Annotated in this window: 19 protein-coding genes; 16 read left to right on the forward strand and 3 right to left on the reverse strand. The window is 72.8% G+C overall.

All coding sequences use genetic code 11. The features are described from left to right. Positions 1 to 45 precede the first annotated feature (45 nt). The 8 genes from NQZ70_RS52170 to NQZ70_RS52205 all read left to right on the forward strand — a co-directional run bounded on the left by NQZ70_RS52170 (position 46) and on the right by NQZ70_RS52205 (position 9,602). Complete coding sequence (locus NQZ70_RS52170) at positions 46 to 1,467, forward strand: aminotransferase class III-fold pyridoxal phosphate-dependent enzyme (protein WP_129580893.1); 1,422 nt, start codon at positions 46 to 48, stop codon at positions 1,465 to 1,467. Continuing rightward, the gene (locus NQZ70_RS52175; protein ID WP_129580894.1) at positions 1,464 to 2,447 is read left to right on the forward strand and encodes a hypothetical protein; all 984 of its coding nucleotides are present in this window, start codon (positions 1,464 to 1,466) and stop codon (positions 2,445 to 2,447) included. Before NQZ70_RS52170 ends, NQZ70_RS52175 begins: the two co-directional genes overlap by 4 nt. Before the next feature lie 109 nt (positions 2,448 to 2,556). Beyond that, positions 2,557 to 3,000, forward strand: coding sequence for a hypothetical protein (locus tag NQZ70_RS52180; protein ID WP_129580895.1), 444 nt, complete (start codon positions 2,557 to 2,559; stop codon positions 2,998 to 3,000). Positions 3,001 to 3,009: 9 nt separating this feature from the next. After that, positions 3,010 to 3,789 (forward strand): hypothetical protein, encoded by a 780-nt coding sequence (locus tag NQZ70_RS52185; protein ID WP_129580896.1) that lies wholly within the window; start codon positions 3,010 to 3,012, stop codon positions 3,787 to 3,789. Positions 3,790 to 4,002: 213 nt separating this feature from the next. After that, on the forward strand, positions 4,003 to 4,884 hold the full coding sequence (gene fdhD, locus NQZ70_RS52190; protein ID WP_129580897.1) for a formate dehydrogenase accessory sulfurtransferase FdhD: 882 nt from the start codon (positions 4,003 to 4,005) through the stop codon (positions 4,882 to 4,884). Then, on the forward strand, positions 4,881 to 7,205 hold the full coding sequence (locus NQZ70_RS52195; protein ID WP_129580898.1) for an FdhF/YdeP family oxidoreductase: 2,325 nt from the start codon (positions 4,881 to 4,883) through the stop codon (positions 7,203 to 7,205). The genes fdhD and NQZ70_RS52195 overlap by 4 nt, the downstream gene beginning before the upstream one ends. 34 nt (positions 7,206 to 7,239) lie before the next feature. Further along, positions 7,240 to 8,646, forward strand: a complete 1,407-nt coding sequence (locus tag NQZ70_RS52200; protein ID WP_129580899.1) for an aminotransferase class III-fold pyridoxal phosphate-dependent enzyme — start codon at positions 7,240 to 7,242, stop codon at positions 8,644 to 8,646. Then, the gene (locus NQZ70_RS52205) at positions 8,643 to 9,602 is read left to right on the forward strand and encodes a histone deacetylase (protein WP_129580900.1); all 960 of its coding nucleotides are present in this window, start codon (positions 8,643 to 8,645) and stop codon (positions 9,600 to 9,602) included. Before NQZ70_RS52200 ends, NQZ70_RS52205 begins: the two co-directional genes overlap by 4 nt. 308 nt (positions 9,603 to 9,910) lie before the next feature. Here NQZ70_RS52205 and NQZ70_RS52210 read toward each other — a convergent pair whose 3' ends face one another. Further along, complete coding sequence (locus NQZ70_RS52210; protein ID WP_237244859.1) at positions 9,911 to 10,465, reverse strand: Uma2 family endonuclease; 555 nt, start codon at positions 10,463 to 10,465, stop codon at positions 9,911 to 9,913. A gap of 215 nt (positions 10,466 to 10,680) precedes the next feature. Between NQZ70_RS52210 and NQZ70_RS52215 the strand changes: the two genes are divergently transcribed. The 5 genes from NQZ70_RS52215 (at position 10,681) to NQZ70_RS52235 (ending at position 16,878) form a co-directional block, all read left to right on the forward strand. Further along, positions 10,681 to 11,691: a GAF domain-containing protein gene (locus tag NQZ70_RS52215; RefSeq protein WP_129580902.1), complete on the forward strand. Its 1,011-nt coding sequence runs from the start codon at positions 10,681 to 10,683 to the stop codon at positions 11,689 to 11,691. A gap of 39 nt (positions 11,692 to 11,730) precedes the next feature. After that, on the forward strand, positions 11,731 to 14,427 hold the full coding sequence (locus NQZ70_RS52220; protein WP_129580903.1) for a type VI secretion system Vgr family protein: 2,697 nt from the start codon (positions 11,731 to 11,733) through the stop codon (positions 14,425 to 14,427). Between the two features lie 63 nt (positions 14,428 to 14,490). Further along, positions 14,491 to 14,925, forward strand: coding sequence for a DcrB-related protein (locus NQZ70_RS52225; protein ID WP_129580904.1), 435 nt, complete (start codon positions 14,491 to 14,493; stop codon positions 14,923 to 14,925). A 13-nt stretch (positions 14,926 to 14,938) separates the two neighbouring features. Continuing rightward, the gene (locus tag NQZ70_RS52230) at positions 14,939 to 16,537 is read left to right on the forward strand and encodes a PAAR domain-containing protein (RefSeq protein WP_129580905.1); all 1,599 of its coding nucleotides are present in this window, start codon (positions 14,939 to 14,941) and stop codon (positions 16,535 to 16,537) included. Between the two features lie 11 nt (positions 16,538 to 16,548). Beyond that, on the forward strand, positions 16,549 to 16,878 hold the full coding sequence (locus tag NQZ70_RS52235; protein WP_129580906.1) for a hypothetical protein: 330 nt from the start codon (positions 16,549 to 16,551) through the stop codon (positions 16,876 to 16,878). A gap of 2 nt (positions 16,879 to 16,880) precedes the next feature. On the opposite strand, the gene NQZ70_RS52240 is transcribed toward NQZ70_RS52235, so the two are convergent. Both NQZ70_RS52240 and NQZ70_RS52245 read right to left on the reverse strand, forming a co-directional pair. Continuing rightward, on the reverse strand, positions 16,881 to 19,124 hold the full coding sequence (locus tag NQZ70_RS52240; protein ID WP_129580907.1) for a DUF2169 domain-containing protein: 2,244 nt from the start codon (positions 19,122 to 19,124) through the stop codon (positions 16,881 to 16,883). 40 nt (positions 19,125 to 19,164) lie between these two features. Next, the gene (locus NQZ70_RS52245) at positions 19,165 to 20,400 is read right to left on the reverse strand and encodes a hypothetical protein (protein WP_237244860.1); all 1,236 of its coding nucleotides are present in this window, start codon (positions 20,398 to 20,400) and stop codon (positions 19,165 to 19,167) included. Between the two features lie 57 nt (positions 20,401 to 20,457). Here NQZ70_RS52245 and NQZ70_RS52250 point away from each other — a divergent pair, with 57 nt between their 5' ends. The 3 genes from NQZ70_RS52250 to thrC all read left to right on the forward strand — a co-directional run bounded on the left by NQZ70_RS52250 (position 20,458) and on the right by thrC (position 24,446). Beyond that, positions 20,458 to 21,810 carry an FAD-binding oxidoreductase gene (locus NQZ70_RS52250; RefSeq protein WP_129580908.1) on the forward strand — a complete coding sequence of 451 codons (1,353 nt, stop codon included), beginning with the start codon at positions 20,458 to 20,460 and terminating at the stop codon, positions 21,808 to 21,810. A 146-nt stretch (positions 21,811 to 21,956) separates the two neighbouring features. Then, entirely contained in the window at positions 21,957 to 23,042 is a 1,086-nt protein-coding gene (locus tag NQZ70_RS52255) for a serine/threonine-protein kinase (protein ID WP_129580909.1), read from the forward strand. Positions 23,043 to 23,096: 54 nt separating this feature from the next. Further along, positions 23,097 to 24,446, forward strand: a complete 1,350-nt coding sequence (thrC, locus tag NQZ70_RS52260) for a threonine synthase (RefSeq protein WP_129580910.1) — start codon at positions 23,097 to 23,099, stop codon at positions 24,444 to 24,446. The last annotated feature ends 108 nt before the right edge of the window (positions 24,447 to 24,554 follow it).

Below are 24,554 nucleotides of genomic sequence, written 5' to 3' on the forward strand. Positions count from 1 at the left end.
GCGGCGATGACACGGGCCCTGCCGTGCGGGATACTGGCCCTGCCCATGGACTTCTCCGACCGCCCCACGCTGCCGTCCGTCCCTCCGCGAAGAGTCGTCACCGAGCTGCCGGGGCCGAAGGCGCGCGCCTTCATGGCCCGCGGCGGCTTCGACATGCAGTCGCGCTACCGCGCCGTCGTGATGGACGACTCCGCGAGCCGGGGGTGCTCGCTGGTCGACGTGGACGGCAACGTGTTCCTCGACCTGTTCGCGAACTTCGCGCTCGGCGCGCTCGGCTACAACCACCCCGCGCTTGTCGAGGCGGCCCACGGCGAGGCGTTCATCCGCGCCGTCGCGAACCCGACGTCGACGCCGTTCGTGACGACGCCGGCCTGGTTCGAGTTCGTGGAGGCGCTCGAGCAGCGGTACGCCCCGCGCGGCATGGCGCGCGTCTTCTGCGTGGACGCGGGGGGCGAGGGCGTCGAGTCGGCGCTCAAGGCGGCGTTCATCCGGCACGGCGAGCGCCGCCGGGAGGCCGCCGGCCTGCCGAAGAACCCGCTGGAGCTGCCGGAGGAGCAGCAGCAGCGCATCCTCGACAACGCGGGGACCGACGCGGTGGTCGTGTCGTTCTCCGGCGCGTTCCACGGCCGCGGCCTCGGGCCGATGTCGGCGACGCACTCCAAGGTCATCCACAAGGCCGACCTGCCCGCGTTCCCGTGGCCCACGGCGCCGTTCCCCGCGAGCCGCTTCCCGCTCGCGCGCTTCGCCGATCAGAACGACCGCGCCGAGGTCGAGGCGCTCGCCGCCCTGGAGCGGATCCTCGACGCGCACCAGGGCAGGGTGGCCGCCGTGATCGTCGAGCCCGTGCAGTCCGAGGGCGGCGACCGGCACGCGAGCCCGCTCTTCTTCCGCCGCGCGCAGGAGCTCGCCGGCAAGGCGGGCGCGGCGTTCATCCTGGACGAGGTGCAGACGGGCCTCGGGATCAGCGGCACGCTGTGGGCGCACGAGCAGCTCGACCTGCCGCGCCCGCCCGATCTGATGTGCTTCGGCAAGAAGATGCAGATGGGCGGGTTCTTCGCGACGTCGGCGTACGACGTCGCGCAGTTCGGGCGCATGTACCAGACGCGCAACGGCGACCGCGCGCGGGCCGCGGTCGCGCTGGCGACGCTCCGCGCGATCGAGTCCGAGCAGCTGCTCGCCAACGTGCGCGCGACGGGCCGCCACTTCCTCGCGCGGATCGAGGAGCTCTGCGAGCGCTACCCCGCGCTCGCGACAGAGCCGCGCGGCCGCGGCTTCCTGCTCGCGTTCGACCTGCCGACGACCGCGGCGCGCGACGACTTCCTCGCGCGCGCGCTCCGCCGCGGGGTGTTCGCGAGCTACACGGGGACGCGCTCGGTGCGGCTCCGGCCGCACCTCATCACGACGACCGCGGACGTCGACGAGGCGGCCTCGGTGTTCGACGCCGTGCTGCGCGAGATGGCCGGATGATCGTCGACCCGCGCGACGTGCGCCCGGGGGAGGGGCCGGAGAAGGTCGCGTGGGCGCTCGCGCGGTTCTCGGTGGACGAGGCGCGGGACGAGGCGGCGTTCGACGAGGGCTACCGGGCGCTCGACGAGGTCTTCGGGCCGAAGGGCGAGCTCGAGCGGCGCGAGGTGCTCGCGGCGTGGTTCGCCGGGCGGCACACGGACCCGGCGGCGCCGATCGAGGCGAGGTACCACATGCTGCTCGCGCGCAGCGTGGACGACGGGCGCCTCGCCGGCGTGCGCGACGGCTACGTCACGCTCGATCGCGCCGCGCGGCGCTGCGTGATGCTGCTCTCGCACGCCCTCGTCCTGCCGGCGTACCGCCGCACCGGCCTCGCCGCCCTGCTGCGCGCGGCGCCGGTCGCGCTCGCGCGCCGCGCGCTCGAGGGCGCGGGGCTCGGCGGCGGCGGCGCGGAGGTGATGCTCGCCGCCGAGATGGAGGCCGTCGACCCGGACGACCGCGACTCGGTGGTGCGGCTCATCGCCTATGGCCGCGCGGGGTTCGCGATCGTCCCGCCGGCGGTGCTCCCGTACGCGCAGCCCGACTTCCGCGACGTCGCGGCGCTCGGCGTGGCGCCGGTGCCGCTGCCGCTGCTCGCGGTGGTGCGCCAGGTCGGCGAGGAGGGGCGCGACGACATCCCGCGCGCCCGGGCCGCGTCGTTCCTGCGCCACTACCAGGCCGTCCACGCCGCCGAGGTGAGCCAGGGCGAGCTCGCGCCGATCCGCGAGAACGCGCTCGCGCGCCTCGCGGCCTTCCCGGGCGAGCGCGTGCCCCTGATCCGGATCCCGCGCGGTCCGGCCGAGATCGCCGGCTTCGCGCCGGTGCTCCGGAGCGCGGTGATGCCGCTGTTCCCGCCGGCGTGGCGCGGCAAGGCGCCGCTCGACGCGCCGGACCGGGAGCTCGAGCGGCTCGTCGCCGCGTGGGCCGGCGGAGGAGAGCGATAACGCTGGCGGCGCCGCGGCGAGCCTCGACGAGCGCGCGCGCTCTCCCAGCCGCGGCTCTTCCAGCCGTGGTGTTCTTGATGGGACAGCGCCATCGTGCTAACTGCCTGGAATGGCGCGCACCTTCATCGCATCCGACCCGCGCTCGGGCAAGCACGAGGCATTGATCGAGGTGCGACCCGACCTGCTCGACGGGGCGGCTCCTGCCGACATCGAACGGTTCAAGCACCGGCTCTACGAGCGTCACATTCACGCGGGCCTGCTCATCACGCCTAGAGTTGCGCATTTCATTTGCGACTCGTTTACATCCGTTGAATTTTCCAGCGAGTCATACGACGTCAAGGTGCTACCGACTGGCAAGCTGTTCAGTCGAATCGATAATGACGTCGAGCATGGCGAAGGGCTCTACGTTCAGGTCAGGCGGTGGCTCGAGGCGGTGGGGCGCTCATGGTGGAGCTCTGTGCCGGACGAGGCGCTTGCGATGATGCTCCCTGCCATGATCGGGCTCGCCGAGGCCGACCTCGAGGAGTACGAGGACTTGTCTGACGCAGCGTGACGAAGATTCATGAGCATGTTCTTCGTGTACCTGGAGACAAATTGGCTAGTTTCGTTCATTCTGCCGCACCATCAGTGGAGGGGCGAAGCTCGCTCGCTTCTTGATGCGGCAGAGCGGGGCGAGTGCAAGCTGCGCATCCCAGTCGCCGCATTTCTCGAGGCGCGACATGTGGTTCAGAGGGAGACGGAGGATCATGCCAGGGCGGTGAAGGCCGTGTCCGAAGGTCTATCCGCCGCCGCACGGAACCTGAACGATCCTGCACTCCTCGCCGTCGCCAGAGACATCGTCAAGGCGGAGTCATCCTACCACCTTCCCGATCCACAGCGGGAGCTGGAGAATCTGACCGCCAGGTGTAAGTCCTTCATGATTCACCATCCACAAGAGGAGCAAGCGGCGCTGGATGCGCTCCTCCCCAGCGTGGGAATGCGGGGAACCGACGTCGTCGATCTCCACATCATCAGCGCCATCCTGGCCGATCGTGATCTCAATCGCGTGCCAGAGGCAGCCGTGCTTTCCACAAACTCGAAAGAGTTCGATGTCGCTGGCACAACCAGCAAGCTGCCGCGCGACGTGTACTCCAAGCGGCGACTCGTCTATCTGCCCAAATTCAACCTCGCTGGCGCGAAGGCGCTGTGGAAGCGTGATGATGGGCGAGGGTGGCCAACGCCGCAGCCAACGAGCCCCGACCCGCGGCGGAGGGAAGTCCAGAAGCTTCTCTCTGGACTGGATGACAGCCAGATTGATCCCTTGCTCGAGCAACTTCGCAAGCTCGTCTCGCCGCCGTCCTGATGGCGGCCCGCCGCGCCTTGAGGATAGCGAGACGATGAGCCCCATCGTCCGCATGGGGACGTCCCGACCCCTCCAGCTGGGATCAGAGGAGTCGCCCGCCGTTGCATTTCAGCCGGAACGTCGCCCCAAGGGCCGGCACCGAGCGAGCGCGGCTTCGCAGGGGTCTGCTCGAACGGGCGCTGCGCGGTAGAATGGAGCGCGGAACGACCCCGCATGCCGTCCACCACGACCCCCGTTTCGATCCACAGGATCACGGACGAGAGCGCCTCGGACGTCGAGGACCAGCTCGCCGTCGAGGCGCCGCTCGAGATCGTCGTCGTCGCGCGCGCCGCGCGCGCCCCCGACGCGCGCCCCTCGGCCTTGCAGGAGCGCGCCCCGCGCCGGCTCGGGATCACGATGCGCACGCCCGGCAACGACCGCGAGCTCGCGATCGGGCTCCTGTTCGCCGAGGGGATCATCTCCCGCGCGGCCGACGTGGTCGGCGTCGACGAGCTCTCCGGCCCCTCGGGCGATCTCGTGCGCGTCGCGCTCGCCGAGGACGTGACCGTCGATCTCGGGCGCAGCGAGCGCGCGCTGGCGGTCGCGAACGCGAGCTGCGGCGTCTGCGGCAAGGCGTCGATCGACGTCGCGTCGTGCGCGCCGCCCGCGCCGCTCGCGCGGGGCGTCCCGCGGATCGCGCCGCGCGTCGTGCACGGGCTCGCCGCGCGGCTCCGCGGCGCGCAGCCGGTGTTCGGGCGGACCGGGGGGCTGCACGCGGCGGCCCTCTTCGACGCGGGCGGCGCGCTCGCCGACCTGCGCGAGGACGTCGGGCGCCACAACGCGGTCGACAAGCTGATCGGCGCCGCGCTGCTCGCCGGGCGGCTGCCCGACCCGGGCGCGGTGCTCATGGTCAGCGGGCGCGCCGGGTTCGAGCTCGTGCAGAAGGCGCTCCGGGCCTCCATCCCGGTGATGGTCGCGGTGGGCGCGCCGTCGAGCCTGGCCGCCGAGCTCGCGGCGGCGCACGGGATGACGCTCGTCGGCTTCGCGCGGGACGGCCGGTTCAACGTCTACACGGGCCGGGAACGCGTGGATGTCGCGGCGGAGGCGGCGTCGTGACGGCGCGGGACGCGCCGCGCGACGTGCAGGCCGAGCCGCCGGTCGAGGCCGAGGCGCCCCAGCTCGGCGAGCGCAGCGCGGCGGCCGGCGGGCTCGCGGCGGTCGGGGCGACGCTGCGGCACGCGGTCTCCGAGATGGGGGTCGCGCGCGCCGTGCGCACGCTCCTGCACGTGAACCAGGGCGAGGGCTTCGATTGCCCCGGCTGCGCGTGGCCGGAGCCCGAGGAGAGCCGCTCGGCCGCCGAGTTCTGCGAGAACGGCGCGAAGGCGGTCGCGGAGGAGGCGACGCTCCGGCGGGTCACGCCGGAGTTCTTCCGCAAGCACAGCGTCGAGGAGCTCTCGCGGCAGTCGGACCACTGGCTCGGCAAGCAGGGGCGGCTCGTCCACCCGATGCTGCTCGACGAGGGCGCGTCGCACTACCGCCCGGTGTCGTGGGACGAGGCGATCGAGCTCGTCGCCTCGTCGCTGCGCGCCCTCGGCTCCCCGGACGAGGCGGTCTTCTACACCTCGGGGCGCACGAGCAACGAGGCGGCGTTCCTCTACCAGCTGTTCGTGCGCGAGTACGGGACGAACAACCTGCCCGACTGCTCGAACATGTGCCACGAGTCGAGCGGCGTGGGCCTGCGCGAGGCCATCGGGGTGGGCAAGGGGACCGTCTCCCTCCACGATTTCGAGCGGGCCGACGCGATCTTCGTCGTCGGGCAGAACCCGGGGACGAACCACCCGCGCATGCTCTCGACGCTGCGCGAGGCGCGGCTCCGCGGGTGCGAGATCGTGACCGTGAACCCGCTCCCCGAGGTGGGCAACGAGCGCTTCCAGCACCCGCAGCACCCGCTCGATCTCGTCGGCGCGGGGGTGCCGCTCTCGACGCTCTTCCTCCAGGTGCGCATCAACGGCGACGTCGCGCTCTTCACCGGCATCATCAAGGAGATGCTCGAGGAGGAGGAGCGGCGGCCTGGGGCCGTGCTCGATCGCGCGTTCATCGAGCGCCACACCCACGGCTTCGAGGCGTTCGCGGCCGCCGTGCGCGCCGCGCCGTGGGACGACATCGTGGAGCAGAGCGGGATCCCGCGCGACCGGATCCGGGCGGCGGCCGAGGTCGCGATGCGGTCCGAGCGCACGATCGCGTGCTGGGCCATGGGCATCACGCAGCACCAGAACGGCGTGGCCAACGTGCAGCAGGTCATGAACTTCCTGCTCCTGCGCGGCAACGTCGGGCGGCCCGGCGCGGGCCCGTGCCCGGTGCGCGGGCACAGCAACGTGCAGGGCGACCGGACGATGGGGATCTGGGAGCGGCCGCCGGCCGAGCTGCTCGACCGGCTCGAGGAGAACTTCGGCTTCTCGCCGCCGCGCCGCCACGGCCTCGACACCGTCGCCGCGATCGCCGCGATGGCCGAGGGGCGCGCGCGCGTCTTCTTCGCGCTGGGCGGCAACTTCCTCTCGGCGACGCCGGACACGGCCTTCACCGCCCGCGCCCTCGCCCGGTGCGACCTCACGGCGCACGTGTCGACCAAGCTGAACCGGGCGCACCTCGTGACGGGCCGGCGCGCGCTCATCCTGCCCTGCCTCGGGCGCACCGAGCGGGACGTGCAGGCGAGGGGGCCGCAGTTCGTGACCGTCGAGAACTCGATGGGCGTGGTGTCAAGCTCGCGCGGCAACCTCCCGCCGGCGTCGGAGCTGCTGCGGAGCGAGGTGGCGATCGTGGCGGGGCTCGCCCGCGCGACGCTGGGCGCGCGCTCGCGCGTGCCGTGGGAGGCGCTCACGGCCGATTACGATCGGATCCGCGACCTCATCGAGCGCACCATCGACGGGTTCGACGATTTCAACGCGAGGGTCAAGGACCCGCGCGGCTTCGCCCTGCCGAACGCCGCGGCGCGGCGCGAGTTCCGCACCGCCACCGGCAAGGCGAACTTCCTGGTCCACCCGCTCCCGCGGCACGAGCTCGAGCCGGGCGAGCTGCTGATGATGACGATCCGCAGCCACGACCAGTACAACACGACCATCTACGGGCTCGACGACCGCTACCGCGGCGTCCGCGGCGGGCGCCGCGTCGTGTTCATGAACGCCGAGGACGCGGCCGAGCGCGGGCTCGCGCAGGGGGACCTCGTCGACATCACGAGCCGCTTCTCCGACGGCGAGCGCGCGGCGCGCGCGTTCCGCGTCGTGCTCTACACGATCCCCCGCGGCAACGTGGCGGCCTATTTCCCCGAGGCCAACGTGCTCGTGCCGCTCGGCAGCAAAGCCGACAAGAGCCACACCCCCGCGTCGAAATCGATCGTGGTGCGCGTCCGACCGGCCGTCGCGAGCGACGGATCCGCGTGACGCTCCGCCGCGCCCTTTGCATTGGAGTCCGACCATGAACGCACCGCCCAGCATCTCTCCGCCCATCCCCGGTGAGCCCGAGCGCGCCTCCATGCGCACCGCCGTCCCGGGGCCCGCGTCCGAGGCGCTCCGCGCCCGCCACCATCGCTACCAGGACGCGCGGCCGATCCACCTCTATCAGGACGCGCGGAAGAGCCTGGGCAACTACCTGGTCGACGTGGACGGCAACGTCCTGCTCGACGTCTACGGTCACATCGCCGCCGTGCCCATCGGCTATAACCACCCGGATCTGCTCGCCGCGTGGCGCGACGGGCGCTTCGACTGGTGCGCCGGCTACCGCTCGGCGCTCGGGGTCGCGCCCGCGCCCGAGTGGGTCGACATCGTCGAGAAGACGCTGATGCGCGTCGCGCCGAAGGGGCACTCGCACGTGTTCACCTTCACCACGGGCGCGGAGGCGGTGGAGAACGCGCTCAAGGCCGCGTTCATCCGGCTCGCCCGGCGCCGGCGCGGCGGCGCGCAGCCGAGCGACGCCGACCTCGCCGCCTGCATGCTCAACCGGCAGCCCGGCGTGAACGCCTTCAAGGTGATCTCCTTCGAGGGCGGGTTCCACGGCCGCAGCATGGGCGCCCTCTCGGCGACGCGGAGCAAGCCGGTCCACAAGCTCGACATCCCGGCGTTCGACTGGCCCGTCGTGCCGTTCCCTACGCTCCAGTTCCCCGAGGCGGCCCACGCCGAGCAGAACCGCGCCGCCGAGGCGCGCTCGCTCGAGGCGGTCAAGGCGGCGATCGACGCGCACCCGGACGAGGTCGCCGCGGTCATCGTCGAGCCGATCCAGGGCGAGGGCGGCGATCGCCACGCGAGCCCGGCGTTCTTCCAGGCGCTCCGCCGCCTCACCTCGGAGCGCGGCGTCGCGCTCATCATCGACGAGGTGCAGACCTGCGGCGGCGGGACCGGCGCGCTGTGGGCGCACGAGGCGTGGGACCTGCCCGAGCCGCCGGACATGGTGACGTTCTCCAAGAAGATGCAGCTCGGCGGCTTCTACTGCCGCGAGGAGCTCGCGCCGATCGAGCCGCTGCGCATCTTCAACACCTGGCTCGGCGACCCGCTCCGCGGCGCGCAGCTCGAGGTGATCCTCGAGGTCATCGAGCGCGACCGGCTCCTCGAGAACACGCGGACGACCGGCCAGCGCCTCGTCGCCGGGCTCGAGGACCTCTGCGTCCGGTACCCGGGGGTGCTCTCGGGCGCGCGGGGCAGCGGCACCTTCGCCGCGGTCGACTTCCCCCACGCCGCCCGCCGCGACGCGGCGCTCACCGCGCTGCGGAACCGCGGCCTCGAGGTGGGCGGCTCGGGCGAGCGCACGCTCCGCTTCCGGCCGGCGCTCGTCTTCGCCCCGCGCCACGTCGCCGAGGCGCTCGATCTGCTCGAGTCGGTCTGCAAGTGACGGGCGCCTCGCCGCCGATCCGGGTGTTCCACTCGCCGCGCTATTTCGCGGACATCGGCGAGCACGTCATGCCGATGCGCAAGTTCGCCCTGGTGCGCGAGGCGATCGAGCGGAGCGGCCTCTGCGCGCGGGTTGAAGAGCCCGAGCCGGTCGGCGACGAGGACCTGCTCCGCGTCCACACGCCCGAGTACGTCCGGGCGATCGCGACCGGCGAGCCGCGGGCGCTGGCCGAGTCGCAGAAGTTCCCGTGGTCGCCGGCGCTCGCCGGGGCGGTGCGCTTCACGAACGGCGGCTGCGTCGCCGCCGCCTTCGCGGCGCTCGAGGACGGCATCGCGGGCAACCTCGCTAGCGGCTTTCACCACGCGCACGGCGATCATGGAGAGGGCTTCTGCACCTTCAACGGCCTCGTCGTCGCGATGGAGCGCGCGCGCGCCGAGGGGCGCGTCCGCCGCGCCCTGGTGGTCGACATGGACCTCCATTACGGCAACGGCACCGCGTCGCTGCTCGCCTCGCGGCCGTGGGCGTTCCAGCTCTCCATCTACGGCAACTGGTACAAGCAGAACCGGGCGTACCGGGACGTCGAGGCCGAGCGCGCTCCGGACACGGAGAACGGCTGGTCGGTCCCGGTGCCGGGCGGGAGCGGCGGCGCCGCTTATCTCGAGATCCTGGAGCGGCACCTCGGCCCCGCGATCGACCGCGCCGCGCCCGACCTGATCCTGTACCAGGCCGGCGCGGACCCGTACCGCGAGGACCCGTATTCGCCGCTCGACCTGACGCACGACGATCTCCGCGCGCGCGACGAGATCGTGTTCCGGGCCGCGCTCGAGCGCCGCATCCCGATCGCGTGGGTGCTGGCGGGCGGCTACACGCCCGACGTGAGCCGGGTGGTCGACGTGCACCTCGGCACGTTCGTGGCGGCGGTGCGGGCGAGGGAGGCGCAGGCGGCTCGCGCGTGACCTTCGCGGCGTCGGGCTCCTGGGTTCGTGAGCTTCGGCTCAGCCCATGGGCTCTATCCGTAGCTCTGCCGAGCCCCTGGCGACGTTCGGCGGTGCCGTTCTCGTGAGCTCACGAGACGGCGAACGTCGCTGATGACATGGAATCGGTGGGACGATTCACGACGCGTGAGCCTACGGCATGAAGGCCGAAGAGGCTACTCTCGCGACGGCCAGACTCCAGCGCTGCCACCGCTCATGCACCTTCGTATTCCACTCATCGCTTGAGCAGAACCAGCATATCGGCGCGCCCTCGCCGCCGTGTCCCGGGTCTACTCGGCGCCCCGGGCGCGCCCGCTCGTCCACCACTCCGCGACGTCGGGCTCCACCGCGTCGAACGGCTCCGCGCGCACCCGCGCCTCCCCGACGGCCACGCCGAGCTCCAGCCACTTCCCCTCGTGGCGCCGGCTCCAGGTGAACGTCTGCGCCTCGAGATCGACGTACCAGAGCCAGCCGACGCCGATCCGCGCGTAGAACGGCCGCTTGGTGCCCTGCGTGTACGCGCGCATCCGCGGAGAGAAGATCTCGCAGACCCAGTCGGGAGCGATGCGAATGGACTCCTCGTCGGGCAGCTCGGGCAAGCGCTCGCGCCGCCATCCCGCGATGTCGGGCGAGAACTCCGGCGAGCCTTCGAGCTCGACGCCGGGCTCCGGCAGGATCCACCAGCCACCAGGCCCGCCGCGGCTGCGGTCGTAGGGGTCGAGGAGCTCATGGTCGATGAGCGACAGCACGCGCTGGTGCCGGGAACGCGGGCGCGGCTGCGTGTAGAGCACGCCCTCGATGATCTCGCCCTTGATGTGCGGCGGGAGCGCCTCGAGGTCGGCCATCGTTGCGGGAGCGAGCCTTCGCGCGGGATCAGCCATCCCGCGGATTCTGCCCGCCCCAAGACGGTACGACAACGCGGGCGCGCGCCGGGCGGGAGGCGCCGCGCACGCTCCCGGCAAATCCGCGCGGCGCAGGTGAATGCTCCCGCGCCCCGGGTTCCGCGGGGCGCGACGCAGTGCAGCGCCGGGGCGGCGGCCTTTGCTGGTAGACTTTCGCCATGGCCGACCTCAACGACCCCGTCCGCCTGGCCGAGCTGCACGGCGCCATGCTGCGCACGGACGCGGACGCCATCCTCGACGCCTGCGTGACGCGGGCCGCCAGGCTCGCGCGCGCGCCGATCGCGTTCGTGAGCCTCGTCGTCCGCCATATCCAGCTCCTGCGCGCGCACCACGGGCTGCCCCTGGAGCTCGCCGTGAGCTGCGCGACCTCGCGGAGCAACTCCTTCTGCCAGCTCGTCGTGCGCGACGAGGCGCCGCTCCTCGTCGAGGACGCGCTGCGCGACGAGCGCGTGCCGAAGGAGCTCGTCGAGCACTACGGCATCCGCGCCTACGCCGGGGTGCCGGTGCGCGTGCGCGGGCACGCGATCGGCTCGCTGTGCGTCCTCGACGTCGTGCCCCGCCGCTTCGACCCGCGCACCATCGACGGGCTCGATCAGCTCGCCATCGAGGTCGCCGGCCGCCTCTCCGACCTCGTCGAGCGCGACGCGCCGGCCGGCAGCGCCGACCTGCAGGAGCGCCTCGTCCGCATCGAGCAGGCCACGCGCGTGCTGGAGCGCGCGCTCCTGTCCCTCGCCCCGGTCATCGCCGCCGCGCAGAACGCGGCGGGGGTGCGGCCGCAGGCGCCGGTCGACGCGATGCACGCGACCCCCTCGGCGCTCGTGACGATCGCCAGCCTGCGCGCGGCCGTCGGGTGCTGGCGCGACATGGGCTCCGTGGCGGACGAGCTCTGCGACGAGGCCGCGGCCGTCGCGAGCTCCGCCCCCGCGGCGTCCGGGCTCGTCGCGGCGGCCCGGGCGCTCGCGCGAGGCATGGCCGAGGTGGGCCCGCTCGTCCGCCTCGCCGAGGGCGTGCTCGAGGGGACGCTCGAGGAGACCGCCGCCGAGCGGGGGAGGTCGCTCGTGCTGCGCGGCGCGATCGAAGCCCACGAGGCCGCCTGCGCGGCCGTGAACGAGATCCGCGCGGGCGCCCTGCGCGCGCGCGCAGCGACGGGCAGCGGCGCCGTGATCTAGATCGCGACGAGCCCATGATCTACGCTCGCTGATCCGTCCATGTCGCGCCTCTCGCTCTCGTTCGCGTCCAAGGAAGAATCGCTCTCGGTGCGACGGTTCTCGGTCCGGGAGCAGATCTCGTCGCTCTTCGAGGTGTCGATACTGGCCGTCTCGGAGATCGAGGATCTCGATCTCGACAGCCTCGTGGGCAAGACCGCCGCCTTCAAGGCCGAGTCGACCGTCCTGCACTCGGTCGTTCCCGCCCGGGTCTGGGCCGGGCTCTGCGCCCAGATGGAGCAGGTGCAGGCCGAGCCGACGGGGCTCTCCACTTACCGGCTGCGCATCGTGCCCTTGCTGTTCCGGGCGACGCTCCGGCGCAACAACCGCATTTTTCAGCACATGACGATCCCCGAGATCGTGCTCCTGGTGCTCAAGGAGTGGGAGATCGAGCCGGAGGTGGCGCTGGGCGCGAAGTATCCCGCCCATGAATACCGCGTGCAGTACGGCGAGACCGATTACGCGTTCCTCTGCCGGCTGCTCGAGGAGGCGGGCATCTCCTTTTACTTCTCGCACCGCGCGGACGGCGGGCGCATGGGCGCCGAGCTCACCCGCCTCGTCCTGAGCGACGCCCCGCAGCGGAGGGAGCCGCGCCCCGGCGCGCCCATCGCCTACGCCGACAACCCGAACCAGTCGTCCGGGCGCGAGTACGTGAGCGAGCTGATCGTGCGCCACGAGGTGCGGCCCGGCCACGTCACCCTCCGCGACTTCGATTTCAGGATGCGGCCCGATTATCAGCTCTTCGCCGAGGCGCGGGAGGGGCTCGAGGAGGAGCTCCGCTACGAGCAGTACCACTACGCGCCAGGGGCGTTCGTGGTCGAGCCGGGCAAGGGCGGCGACACGCCGGTCGCCGACGACAGGGGCGTCGCGCGGGTCGACATGAAGGAGGCGGAGGCGCTCGCTGCGCGGAGCCTCGAGGGCGAGCGGGGCGGCCGGCGCTCCGTCCGGTACCGCACGAACGCCCTCGACCTGTGCCCCGGCGTCGTCCTGTCGCTCGGCGGGCACCCCCGCAAGGAGCTCGCCCCGGACCAGGCGCTGCTCGTCGTCGCGTCCACGTTCGAGGGCGATCACAGCGGCGAGTGGATCATGACCGGGGAGGCCGTGTTCGCGCAGCAGCCCTACCGCCCCGCGCGGCGGACGCCGAAGCCGCGGGTCGTGGGCGTGCAGAGCGCGATCGTGGTCGGCCCCCCGGGCGAGGAGATCCACACCGACGAGTTCGGCCGCGTGCGCGTGCAGTTCCACTGGGACCGCGAGGGGCGGTTCAGCGACGCGAGCTCGTGCTGGATCCGCGTCAGCCAGGGCTGGGCCGGGAGCCGCTACGGGCTCATGGCCATCCCCCGCGTCGGGCAGGAGGTCCTCGTCGATTTCTTCGACGGCGACCCCGACCGGCCGGTGATCGTGGGCCGCGTCTTCAACAGCACGACGCGCGTGCCTTACACGCTGCCCGCCGAGAAGACCAAGAGCGGCTGGAAGAGCGACTCCTCCCCGGGCTCGGGCGGGTTCAACGAGCTCTCCTTCGACGACGCCGCCGGGCGCGAGCTCATCCACGTGCAGGCGCAGCGCGACTACACCGAGATCGTCAAGCGGGATCAGCGCTCGACCGTGCTCTCCAACCGCTCGGCCAGCGTGACCGGCGCCGACGCCGTCACCGTCGGGGGGAGCCAGAGCGTCAACGTCGTCAAGAGCCAGAGCCACACGATCGGCGAGCAGCAGATCAACCAGATCGGCGAGGGCCGCACGTCGATCGTGGGCACCTCGGACGCGGTCGACGCCGGCGACAGCCAGAGCGTCACGGTCGGCGATGGCGTCGGATACACGATCAACAAGGACAAGACCGTCCAGATCACGAACGGCGTCGCGTCGATCAAGATCACGCCGGAGGGCATCTTCATCGACGCGCAGGGCAAGCTCGAGATCTCGGCGGGCGGGTTGCTCAAGCTGTCCGGCGCGGAGGTGCAGATCGACGGCGGGCCGAACGTGCTCATCAACACCACGTCCGCGAAGGCGCCCGCGGTGGCGACGATCGGCAAGGCCAGGGCGCCGAGCGCGCCGGGGCGGCCGGGCGGCGGCGGCGAGACGAGCGCGCCGGCCGAGGTGATGCGCGGCGGCGGCGCCGTCGAGGCGCCGGGGGGCATCGAGGACGTCGAGGTGGAGGGCGCGGCGCTGCGGCTCGACCGCGCCGTCTCCTCGCCGCCGCTCACCCCGGCCGCGGCCCCGGCGTCCCTGCAGATCGGGCCCGCCGCCGGCGCGGCCATCCAGGAGGAGGTGCGCGCGCCCTCGGCGTCGCTCGCCGCGCTCGTGGCGACGGGGAGCGGCGCCCTGGAGCTCTTCCGGCTCGCGAAGGGGGAGAGCCTCGCCTCGCTGCCGTCGACGCTGGACGTGCTCGGTCCGGTGCTCACGGCGCCGCTGCCCGCGCTCGGCGGCCTGAGCGCGGGCGACATCGGGACGCTCGTGAACGCGGGCAGCGCGGCCGGCATCTTCCACGTCGGCGGCGCGGGCGGGCAGGTAGCGCAATTCCTGGCGCTGCGGACCGCGGCGGCGCCGCGGTCGGTGAACGGCGCGGCGGTGACGACCGCGGCGCAGGCGACCGAGGCCTCGGGCGCGCCCGCGGAGCGGGCGTACGCAGGGGCGCTGTCGATGCAGGGCGTGGCCCTCTACCGCGGCGACCTCCAGGGCGGCTTCGCCAAGGTGGAGCCGTGACGCCCGGGGCCCGCTGGATGTCGGAGAGCGAGCGCTGCGCCTCGCAGCGTGGAGACGGAAACGATGCCGCGTTATGAACACACCGAGGTGTCCTTCGACGTGCCGCGCGACTGGGAGGACCGCTCGGTGGTGGTCTTCGCCGCGCCGGCGAAGCCCGGCCAGGGGATGATCTCCAACCTGGTCATGACGCGGGACACGCTGGCCGCGGGCGAGGACATCCGGCGTTACGGCGATCGGCAGCTCGTCGAGATGGCCCAGCGGCTCGACGGCTTCCAGCTCTACGCGCGGCAGGAGATCACGCTCGGCGGTCAGCCTGCCGTGGAGATCCGGTTCGCGTGGCGGGGGCAGAGCGGGCCGATCGAGCAGCGGCTCGTGTTCGTCGGGGGGCGCAAGCCGACGGTGCTCAGCTTCACCGCGACCATGCCGAAGAGCGAGGCCGCGCGGCTGAACCCGGTGTTCGATCGCATCCTCGCGAGCGTGAAGCTGGGCCAGGGCTGAGGGCTGCGAGGCCGTGAGCGCCCTCGAAGCGGCCCGGATGGGCGATGAGATCGGCCACTCGTCCGCGTGGGCCGGCCTCATCGCGGGCGCGTGCGTCGGGCTCGCGATCGGCGGGGCGATCCTGTTCACCGTGGCCACCGGCGGCGCCGGGGCGGTCCTCATCGGCGCGGCGGTCGCCGGCGGCGTCGGGCTCGGCGCCGGCGGGGCGCTGGCCGGCGCCGAGATCGGCAAGATGTTCGAGGGCTCCCCGTGCGGGGAGATCGCGACGGGATCGCCGGACACGCGCATCGAGGGGCGCGCCGCCGCGCGCGCGGAGCTCGACGTCCTCGAGCACGGCGGCAAGAAGGTCGCGCAGGGCAGCGCCACGGTCTTCGTCAACGGGAAGCACCTGGGCCGCAGGACCGAGAAGGCCCAGTGCGGCGGCGTCGTCAGCCAGGCGGCCATCACCACGTTCATCGGCGGCGAGACGCTGACGCTCGTGCCCGTCGAGGAGGAGGTGCCGTCGTGGCTCCTGACGACCCTGCGATGGACCGCGCTGATCGCGGGCGGGGCCGCGCTCGTCCTGACGGGCGTGGGCGCCGGCGTCGTCGTCGCGGGGCTGGGGCTCGCCGGCTCGCTGGCCGGCGCGTTCGTCGGCGCGCACGTGGGCGAGGCGGTGGGCGGCCTCTTCGGCGAGCGCGCCGCGCGCGTCGGCGAGATCCTCGGCGAGTTCGGCGGCAGCCTCCTCGGGGGCATCGGCGCCGCGAAGCTCGGCGAGCGGCTCGGATGGATCCGCCCGCCCGCCGCGGAGGAGGTCCCGCTCGGGCGGAGGGGGCCGCCGAGCCCCGAGGAGGTGGCCCGGGCGCGCGCGTGGACCGACGAGCAGATGGCCGCGGGGCCCGCGGCGGATCCCGCGGCGGCCGCCAAGCTCGACGCGAGGATCGCCGAGAACCGCGCGGCCTACGAGCGGGTGCAGCGGGGCGAGCTGGAGCACCCGAACACGACCCCCGAGCGGCTCAAGCTGGCCGTCGAGGGCGACGCCGACGGCCAGCGCGTCCCGCTCACGTACAAGGATCGCGCGCAGTTCGACCGGCTGCAGTCGGACATCAGGAACGTCTTCGAGTCGGAGGGCATCACGGACGCGACGGTGCAGCAGCTCGGCTCGGCCACGGACGGGTTCAAGGGCAACCCGGACAAGCCCTTCGGGTTCTGGTCGTCCAAATCGGACACCGATTTCGCGATCCACAGCGATCAGGCGCTGGTCCAGGCGCAGCAGGCGGGCGCGCCGTACAACGCCAAATACGGCATCTTCAAGAACGGCGAGGCGCCGAGCGCGCTGAACCCGGAGGGGAAGCCTGGGCTTTCCAACACGTCGCTCGGGAGCAAGCTCAACGCGCTGGCGGAGCGGTGGAACGTGGAGATCTACGGTGAGCCCAACCCGAGCAACGGCGGCTTCGACTTCAAGCTCAACGGCCCGCGAGAGCCGAACGGCAACTTCCCGACGATCTATCGAGGTCCCAACGCGGTCGGCGCGGCGCCCCCCGCTGCACCGCAGGCGCCGGCCGGCAGCGCCGGGACGGCCGGCGCGGGCGGGGCGGGCGTCTCGACCGATCCGCGGGACGGCGGCCGCTGAGGAGAGGTGATATGGGCAAGACGGCAAGCACGACGCTCGCGTGGTCCTTCGAGAGCGAGCTCTCCCAGGACGAGATGCTCCGGCGGCTCGACGAGCGGTGGCCGTCGGCGTGGGCGATCTCGGACAGCCACCATCACGGCGACTACGTCGGCGGCAAGCTCACGCCGGAGGCGGCGGCGCGCATCTACGAGGACGGCCCCAGGTTCGTCGTGCACCTGCGCTTCTCCTCGGCGGGCGGCGACGTGAAGCGGCAGCTCCTCGAGGCGCAGCAGCGGCTCATCGTCGAGGTGCTCCCGCTCGTCGGCGCGCGCGACGTCGCGCCGACCGAGCCGCTCGACTGACCTCAGTCCGACGAGCGCGCAGGCCGCAGCTCGTCCGCGGTGAAGACCCTCCCGAGCGCGAGCGCCTTGAGCGCGTAGCGGCTCGGCTCGATCTGATCCTGCCGGAGGTGCGCCTCCGCGAGGACGCGCACCTTCAGGCTCGTCATCAGGGGCAGCCGGTGCTCCAGGGCCTTCGGCAGGTAGAGCGGCAGCGCGCCCTGCCCGCCCGCCGCGAGCAGCGCGCGGATCCACGCGTCGCCGAGCACCCTGCGGGTCTGGTAGCGCCGCTGCTCGAGCAGGAGCCGCTCGGTGTGCGCCTCGATCTGGCCCGCCGGCAACGAGCGGCTCGACTGGGCGAGGAGCTCCTTCAGCTGCTGGTTCAGCCGGTCCACGACGCCGGTCGAGCTCTGGAGGTAAGGCGACTTGAGCAGCTCCCCGATGGAGTCGAGGGCGTCCTTCAGCTGCTTGTCGGGGCCCGCGAGCGGCGCGACCACGGCGACGGTGGCCTTGAGCGCCTCGACCTCGTCGAACGGGAACCGCGCCTCGCCGGTCACGAGCACGAGCGGCGGCGTGAACCGCCGCCTGTCGCCGATCGACGCGAGGAGCGCCTGCGGCACGCCGCCCGGCTCGATCGGCGACCCGTCGGTGAGCACGCCGAGCACGTCGTGGCGGTCCTTGGCCGTGGCCGCGTCGTCGGCCGGCAGGTCGTGGCGGGGGTCGAGCTCCTCGAAGTCGAGCTCGAGGATCAGGTCGCTCCACCGAGCGCGGACGCGCGGCAGCGCGGCGGGATCGAACCAGAGGAGCTCGACGATGTCGTCGGCCGCGGGCCTCGGCGGCGACGCCCTGGCCCTCGAGGGGCGGTCGTCCTCGGCCGGGGCGGGCAGCGAGGCGCGGGTCGCGCTCTCGGCCGCCCCGAACTTCTGGCCCACCGTCATCGCCGGCGGCCCGTCGTTCGTCCCCCAGAGGGCTCGGCTCCCGAGCGGCGCCATGGCGGGGGGCGGCGGCGCGGCCGGCGCCTGCTCGAGGGGGCCGGCCGGTGAGGACGGCGGGGACCACCGCGCCACGGACCCCGCCATCAACGCCCCGAGGTCTCCCGCGGGCGCGCGGAACGGGAGCCCGCCGCTCGGGGGGCTCGAGTGGGGCGCGCTGTCGGCCCCTCGCTCCTCCGTCTTCCACGGCAGCACCGGAGCGTGCTCGGAGCGCAGCCCGGGGAGCTGCGTCTGCGACGTGCTCGGGGGGCGCGGCGCGACGAGCCCGGAGCTCGGGGGGGGCACGGACCTCTCGGCCTCGCCGCGCGCGGCCTGCGGCGGCTCCAGGCTCACCACCACGCGCCCGTGCTCTTCCGGGTGCTCCAGCGCGATCTGCCCGCGCCAGGTGAGGGCGCAGCGCCCCCGCGCGGTGTCGATCCAGAGCGTGTCGCAGCGCATGGGCACCGGTCGAGCGCCGCCTCGCCGGCCCTCGAGGGTCGCCGTCGGGCGGAGGCCGGGCAGCTGGGTCACGAGGCGCGGGTGCTCGGGGTGGAGGTTCTCGAGCACGAGGCGCTCGTCCTCCCGCAGCGACGGAAGCTGCTGATCGGGCGGGGCGATGTTGAAGTAGGCGGGGTCGAGCCCGGCGGGCAGCGGCCTGCGGCTCCAGTCGCGGTGCGACCAGCCGGCCGCGTGACGGCCGAGCTTCTCGACGCGCGACGGCCACGTCGGGGCGATCGGACCGAAGCCCGTGGGCTCGATCGCCTTGCTCGGATCCGAGACGAGCAGCCCCGGCGGCTGGAGGTTGGGCACGGCGATCTGCCCGTAGGCGTTCCGCGAGCCGGCGCTCACCCCGGCCGGATTCCACGAGCCCGGTCCTCCCGCCGCGCGCTCGTAGACCAGCGGCATCTGCGCGAACGGCGGGCCCTCGTGGAGCGTCCCGTCCTGGGAGAAGATGCGGTCGCACCACACCTCGATCGACTTGTCCAGGTCGCCCACGGCGAGCCTGGCCAAAAGCGAGCGCGCCGGCGCCTTGCCCGGAGCGAACGCGAAGCCGACGAGCACGACGTCGGCGCGCGGCTTCGCGGGCGCGAGATCGCTCGCCGACTGCAGGCTCCTCGACGGCGCGTCCTCCCACGCCGCGTCGTGAGGGGTCGGCGCCTCCTGGTCGGGGGCGAGCGGCGACTCGCCGGGGCGGAGCAGGAACGTCGCCTTGCAGACGACGGTGAGCACCCACGAGCCCGCGGACGGTTGCCAGAGGATCGACGCGACGGGGACGGGCGAGGCAGCGAATACGTTCATGAGGGAGGAGGGTCTCCGGGGCGCGCGCGCGCCCGCTCGTTCACTGCGGCGTCGCGGCCCCGGGCGGCGCCGGCAGCTCGCGGGTGATCTCGCCCGCGTCGGCGCCCTCGGACGGGGGCGGCTCCGACCCCGGCGACAGCGGCGTGCCCTCCCAGGTCGCGCTCTTGTCCCGGCTCCCGTAGACGTACGGCGGGCGGGCCTCCAGCTCGCGCGCGATGCGGGCGAGCTCCTCGTCGAGGTAGCGCGGGTTCGCGCTCAGCCGCTCGCGGATGCCGCTGTTCAGGTAGCCGCGGATGTCGGGGCTCTCCGGGTAGTACTTCGTGAACACGTTGTACCGGAAGAGCGGCTTCAGCCGGTGCACGTCCTTCGGCCCGGTCGGCAGCGGCAGGAGCTCGACGAAGCTCTTCCGCTTCGCCCGCTCCTCCAGCCGGTCGAGCACGAGCTGGAGGCTGTTCTCGAGCAGGTGCGGCGCGCAGTGATCCGCGAAATCGTCGTAGAGCAGCCGCATGAGCGCCCGCGCCTCGTCGATCGGCAGCTGCGCCTGCCGCTCGCGGCCCATGCGCCGGACGAGGACCATGAACGGAGAGGGCTGGTCGCCCGTCGCCCGGATCTCCTCGGGATCGCGGAAGTCGGGCTGGCGGTAGGGGAAATGGCGCGGGTTGATCGCGTCGAACCCGCCGCGGCCGTAGAACAGGATGCGCTGCCACGACAGGCGCTCTTCGGGCGTGAAGTACTCGACCTCGGCCGCGAGATCGAGGTTCATCCCGAAGTACTTGCCGGGGGCCGAGGGCGCGGGGAGCGTGATCTTCCCCATCGCGTGGAGGTCGGCGAGGTACTGCATGGCGAGCTCGACCGGGGCGATGCGCAGCCAGTACGACAGCACCGTCCCGCGCGCCTCGGGGATCATGAAGATGTGGGCGAGGTAGATGACGCAGAGATCCGGCGCGTACGCCGGATTGACGAGCACGGTGCCGTCGCGCACGCCGCGCACCTTTCCGTCCGCGTCTCGCGCCACGAGCAGGAAGTAGCGCATGTATGTGCCCGACGGCTCGGGCGTGAACGGGTCGTCGCGCAGGAACGCGTGGATCGCCTCCTTGCGCTCCATCTCCCCATGAGGACCGAAGCAGTCCCAGAGGATCTGATACGCCGTGTCGAAGTCCGGGTCGGAGGGGTCCTCGATCGACCAGATCTGGTATTTGCGGGTTTCGCGCTCGATCATCTCCACCACGTCCTGGTGGAAGAGATCCTTCATGCAGAGCCGGACACGTCGCTTCAAGCAGGGCTCCTGGGGTCCATGGTGCCAGACGGAGCGTTCATCTGATAGGTAATCATCGTGACCCAGGCGGCTCTCGTCGACACGCGCACGCACATCGATTCCGCTCGCTCCGTGTGGAGCGAGGCGGGGCCGGGCTATGAGCCCGCCCCGCCGCTCCGCGGGGACGCGGCGGCCGATGTGGCCATCGTCGGGGGCGGGTTCACCGGCGTCTCCACGGCATACCATCTAATCCGCCGGTTTCCGAGCCTCCGCGTCATGATCCTCGAGGCGCGCCACCTCGCCAACGGCGCGAGCGGGCGCAACGGGGGGATGATGCTGAACTGGATTAACGGCGTGAGCTACCGCGAGCCGGAGCTCACGCGCCGCGTCTACGACGCGACGCGCGCGGGCATCGACGGCATCGTCGGGATGATCCAGGAGCACAGTCTCCCGGTGCGCTACCGGCGCGACGGCTGCATGGAGGTCCTCACGGACGCGCGCCGGGCCGAGGCGGCGCACGCGCGGGTCGAGCAGCTCGCCGGGTGGGGCATTCCGCTACAGTACCTGGACGGCGCGGCGCTGGCGGAGCGGCTCGGCGTCCGCGGGGCGGCCGGGGCGGTGCTGGACGCGACCGAGGGGCAGCTCAACGGGGTCGACCTGCTGCGCAGCCTGCGCCCGCTGCTCCTCGGGTGGGGGGTCGCCCTCCACGAGGACACACCGGTGCTCCGGATCCGGGAGGGTCGCACGATCGAGCTGACCACGCCGGGCGGGGTCGTCCGGGCCTCGGCGATCGTGCTCGCCACGAACGGCTACACGCCGCGGCTCGGCTACTTCAAGACCGGCATCTTCCCGCTGCACTCGCACGTGATCGCGACCGAGCCGCTCGACGCCGAGGCGCGCGCCGCGCTCGGCTGGGGGCAGGTCGCCGGCTTCAGCGACGACCACGACCGGATCGCGTACGCCAGCATGACCCCGGCCGGGGAGCTCGTGTTCGGCGGGGGGAGCAACGCGGCGTACGCCTACCTCTACGGGAACCGGACCTCCTACCCCGGCTCACCCGACTCGGCCGGGAAGGCGTTCGAGGCGATCCGGCGCCGGCTGGTCGGCTACTTCCCCGCGGCCGAGCGGGTCCGGATCGCGCACCGCTGGACGGGCACGCTCGGCATCACGATGAGCCGGATCTGCAGCATGGGGGTGCGCGGCGAGCACCGGAACGTGTACTACGCGCTCGGCTACAGCGGCCACGGCGTGACGCTTGGCAACCTCGCGGGCCGCGTGCTCTGCGACATCTACGCGGGCGACGACGCGCGGTGGCGGGACCTGCCCTTCTACATGTACCCGCTCGGGGGCGTCCCGCCCGAGCCGCTCCGCTGGCTCGGCTATCACGTCTACACCAAGCTGACGGGGCGCTCGCCCCGCAAGGCGGCGTGAGCGCGGCGCCCACGCGGCGCCCACGCGGCGCGAGGCCGCGCCGCGCCGCCCGAGGCGCGCCGCGCCGCCCGAGGCGCGCGCGGCGCCCGGGGCGCGCGCGGAGCGCTTGCGTGGCCGGAGCGCGGGGCGCTATTCGAAGCGGGGCCATGTTCTGCGCGCGCTGCCACCGGGAGTACGACGCGGGCCATCGGTTCTGCCCGTACGACGGCGCGGAGCTCGCCGAGGCGCGGCGCGTCGACCTGTTCCGGTACAAGCCGACCCGGCTGCGGGGGACGATCCTCGGGGAGCGCTACGAGGTGCGCGGCTACCTCGGCAAGGGGGCGATGGCGCGCGTCTACCTCGCGATCGAGATCGAGACCGGGCAGCCGGTCGCGATCAAGGTGCTGGAGGCGTTCGCGGCCCGGGCGGAGCGGACGCGCGAGCGGTTCGTCCGCGAGGCGCAGAGCGCGGCGAAGATCGGGCACCCGAACATCGTCAAGGTGCTCGACGCCGGCACGCGCGCCGCCGACGGCGCGCCGTACATCGTCATGGAGTACCTCTTCGGCGAGTCGCTCGGCGACTGGCTCCGGCGCGAGCGCCGCATGGACGCGGACCTCGCCATCCCGGTCCTCTCCCAGGCCGCGTCCGGGCTCGCCGCCGCGCACCGGGTCGGGATCATCCACCGCGACGTGAAGCCCGACAACCTCTACCTCGTCGGCGCGCAGGGGGACCCGTACGCGGTCAAGGTGCTCGATTTCGGCCTGGCGAAGATCCAGGACGCCGATCACATCACGGCGACCGGCACCGCGGTGGGCACGCTCGAGTACATGGCGCCCGAGCAGGTCGTGAGCGACAGGCCCGACGCCCGCACCGACGTCTACGGGCTCGGCGTCGTCATGTTCCGGACCTTCACCGGCGAGCTCCCGTTCCCGCGCTCGGAGCAGTCCGAGCTCCTCGCCCGGCAGCTCGTGACCCCGCCGCCCCGCCCCTCCGAGAAGCGCAAGAGCATCGACCCGCTGCTCGAGTCCGTGATCCTGAAGGCGATCCGCAAGCGCCCGGAGAACCGCTATCCCTCGATGGAGGCGTTCCTCGAGGACCTCGAGCGCCTCGCCGGCGAGCGGGGCGGGCCGCTCTCGGCGGACCAGCCGCTCCCCGAGCCGGACGACGTCTACGTCCCGCAGGGATCGTTTGCCAGGAACGCCGCGATCTACTTCTATAGGCGGCTCGGCATGGAAGCCCCACGCTTCGACTGAACCGAACACCACCTCCCGCGGGCGCTTCCCGCCACCCAGGAGATCCGTATTGCCATGGCCTACACTGCTGCATTCCGATGTCTGACCGGCTGTCCCGGCAGCTACCCGCTGACGCAGCCCCTCTACCGTTGCCCGACCTGCGGCGGCCTGCTCGACGTCGCCCACGACATCGACGCGCTCCGCGACCGGAGCCCCGCGACGTGGATGAAGCTCTTCGACGAGCGCTACAAGCGCACGGTGTGGCCCTACGGCTCCGGGGTCTGGGGCAAGCGGGAGTGGGTCGCGCCCCAGGTCCCGGACGAGGCCATCGTGTCGATGGATGAGGGGGGCACCAACCTCTTCTGGGCGGATCGCTACGGCCGCTCGCTCGGGCTCGACGACGTCTGGGTGAAGCTCTGCGGCAACAGCCATACGGGGTCGTTCAAGGACCTCGGGATGACGGTGCTCGTCTCGGTGGTGAACAAGGCGATCCGCGAGGGCCTCGAGGTGCGCGCGATCGCGTGCGCGTCGACGGGGGACACGTCGGCCTCGCTCGCGGCGTACGGCGCCGCGGCCGGTTTGCCCGTCGTCGTGCTGCTGCCGCGGGGCAAGGTGTCGATGGCGCAGCTGGTCCAGCCGATCGCGTCGGGGGCGCTGGTGCTCTCGCTCGACACGGACTTCGACGGCTGCATGGCCATCGTGCAGCGGCTCTCGGCCGACGGCGTGGTCTACCTGGCGAACTCGATGAACGCGCTGCGCCTCGAGGGGCAGAAGACCGTGGCCATCGAGATCGTGCAGCAGTTCGACTGGACGCTGCCCGACTGGGTCGTCCTGCCGAGCGGCAACCTGGGCAACGCCTACGCGCTCTACGCCGGCTTCAAGATGCTGAAGGACCTCGGCCTGACGACGCGCTTCCCGCGCCTGTGCGTGGCGCAGTCGGCGCGGGCCAACCCGCTCTACCGGGCGTGGGCCGAGGGGCGCAGCGAGGTCGTGCCGATGAAGGCGGGCGAGACGCTGGCGAGCGCGATCCAGATCGGCAACCCGGTGAGCGCGCCGCGGGCGATGCTGGCGCTCCAGGCGATGAACGGGGTCGCGGAGGAGGTGACCGAGGACGAGCTCTGCGACGCGGCGGCGCGCGCCGACCGGACCGGGATGTACACCTGCCCGCACACGGCGGTCGCCCTCGCCGCGCTGGAGAAGCTCGTGAAGAAGGGCCTCGTCGAGAAGCGCCAGCGGGTCGTCGTGGTCTCGACCGCGAACGGCCTCAAGTTCACGGAGTTCAAGGTGAAATACCACGAGCGCGCGCTCCCGGACGTGACGAGCCGGCTCGCCAACCCGCCGGTCGAGCTGCCGCCCGACTACGACCGCGTCCTCGCCGCGCTGGACAAACACGCCAAGCACACCGCGCAGACCGGCAAGGGCTGAGCGGCGCCGGCGCGCGGTTGCGCTGAGCGGCCGCGGCGCGCGAGGATCGGCGCGCCCGCTCGGGGCCGGGGGGGCCGGCGGCAAGGGGCCGGCGGGGGCTGGACTGGA

It is taken from the genome of Sorangium sp. So ce836 (genome assembly GCF_028553905.1).
GTDB lineage: Bacteria > Myxococcota_A > Polyangia > Polyangiales > Polyangiaceae > Sorangium > Sorangium cellulosum_D.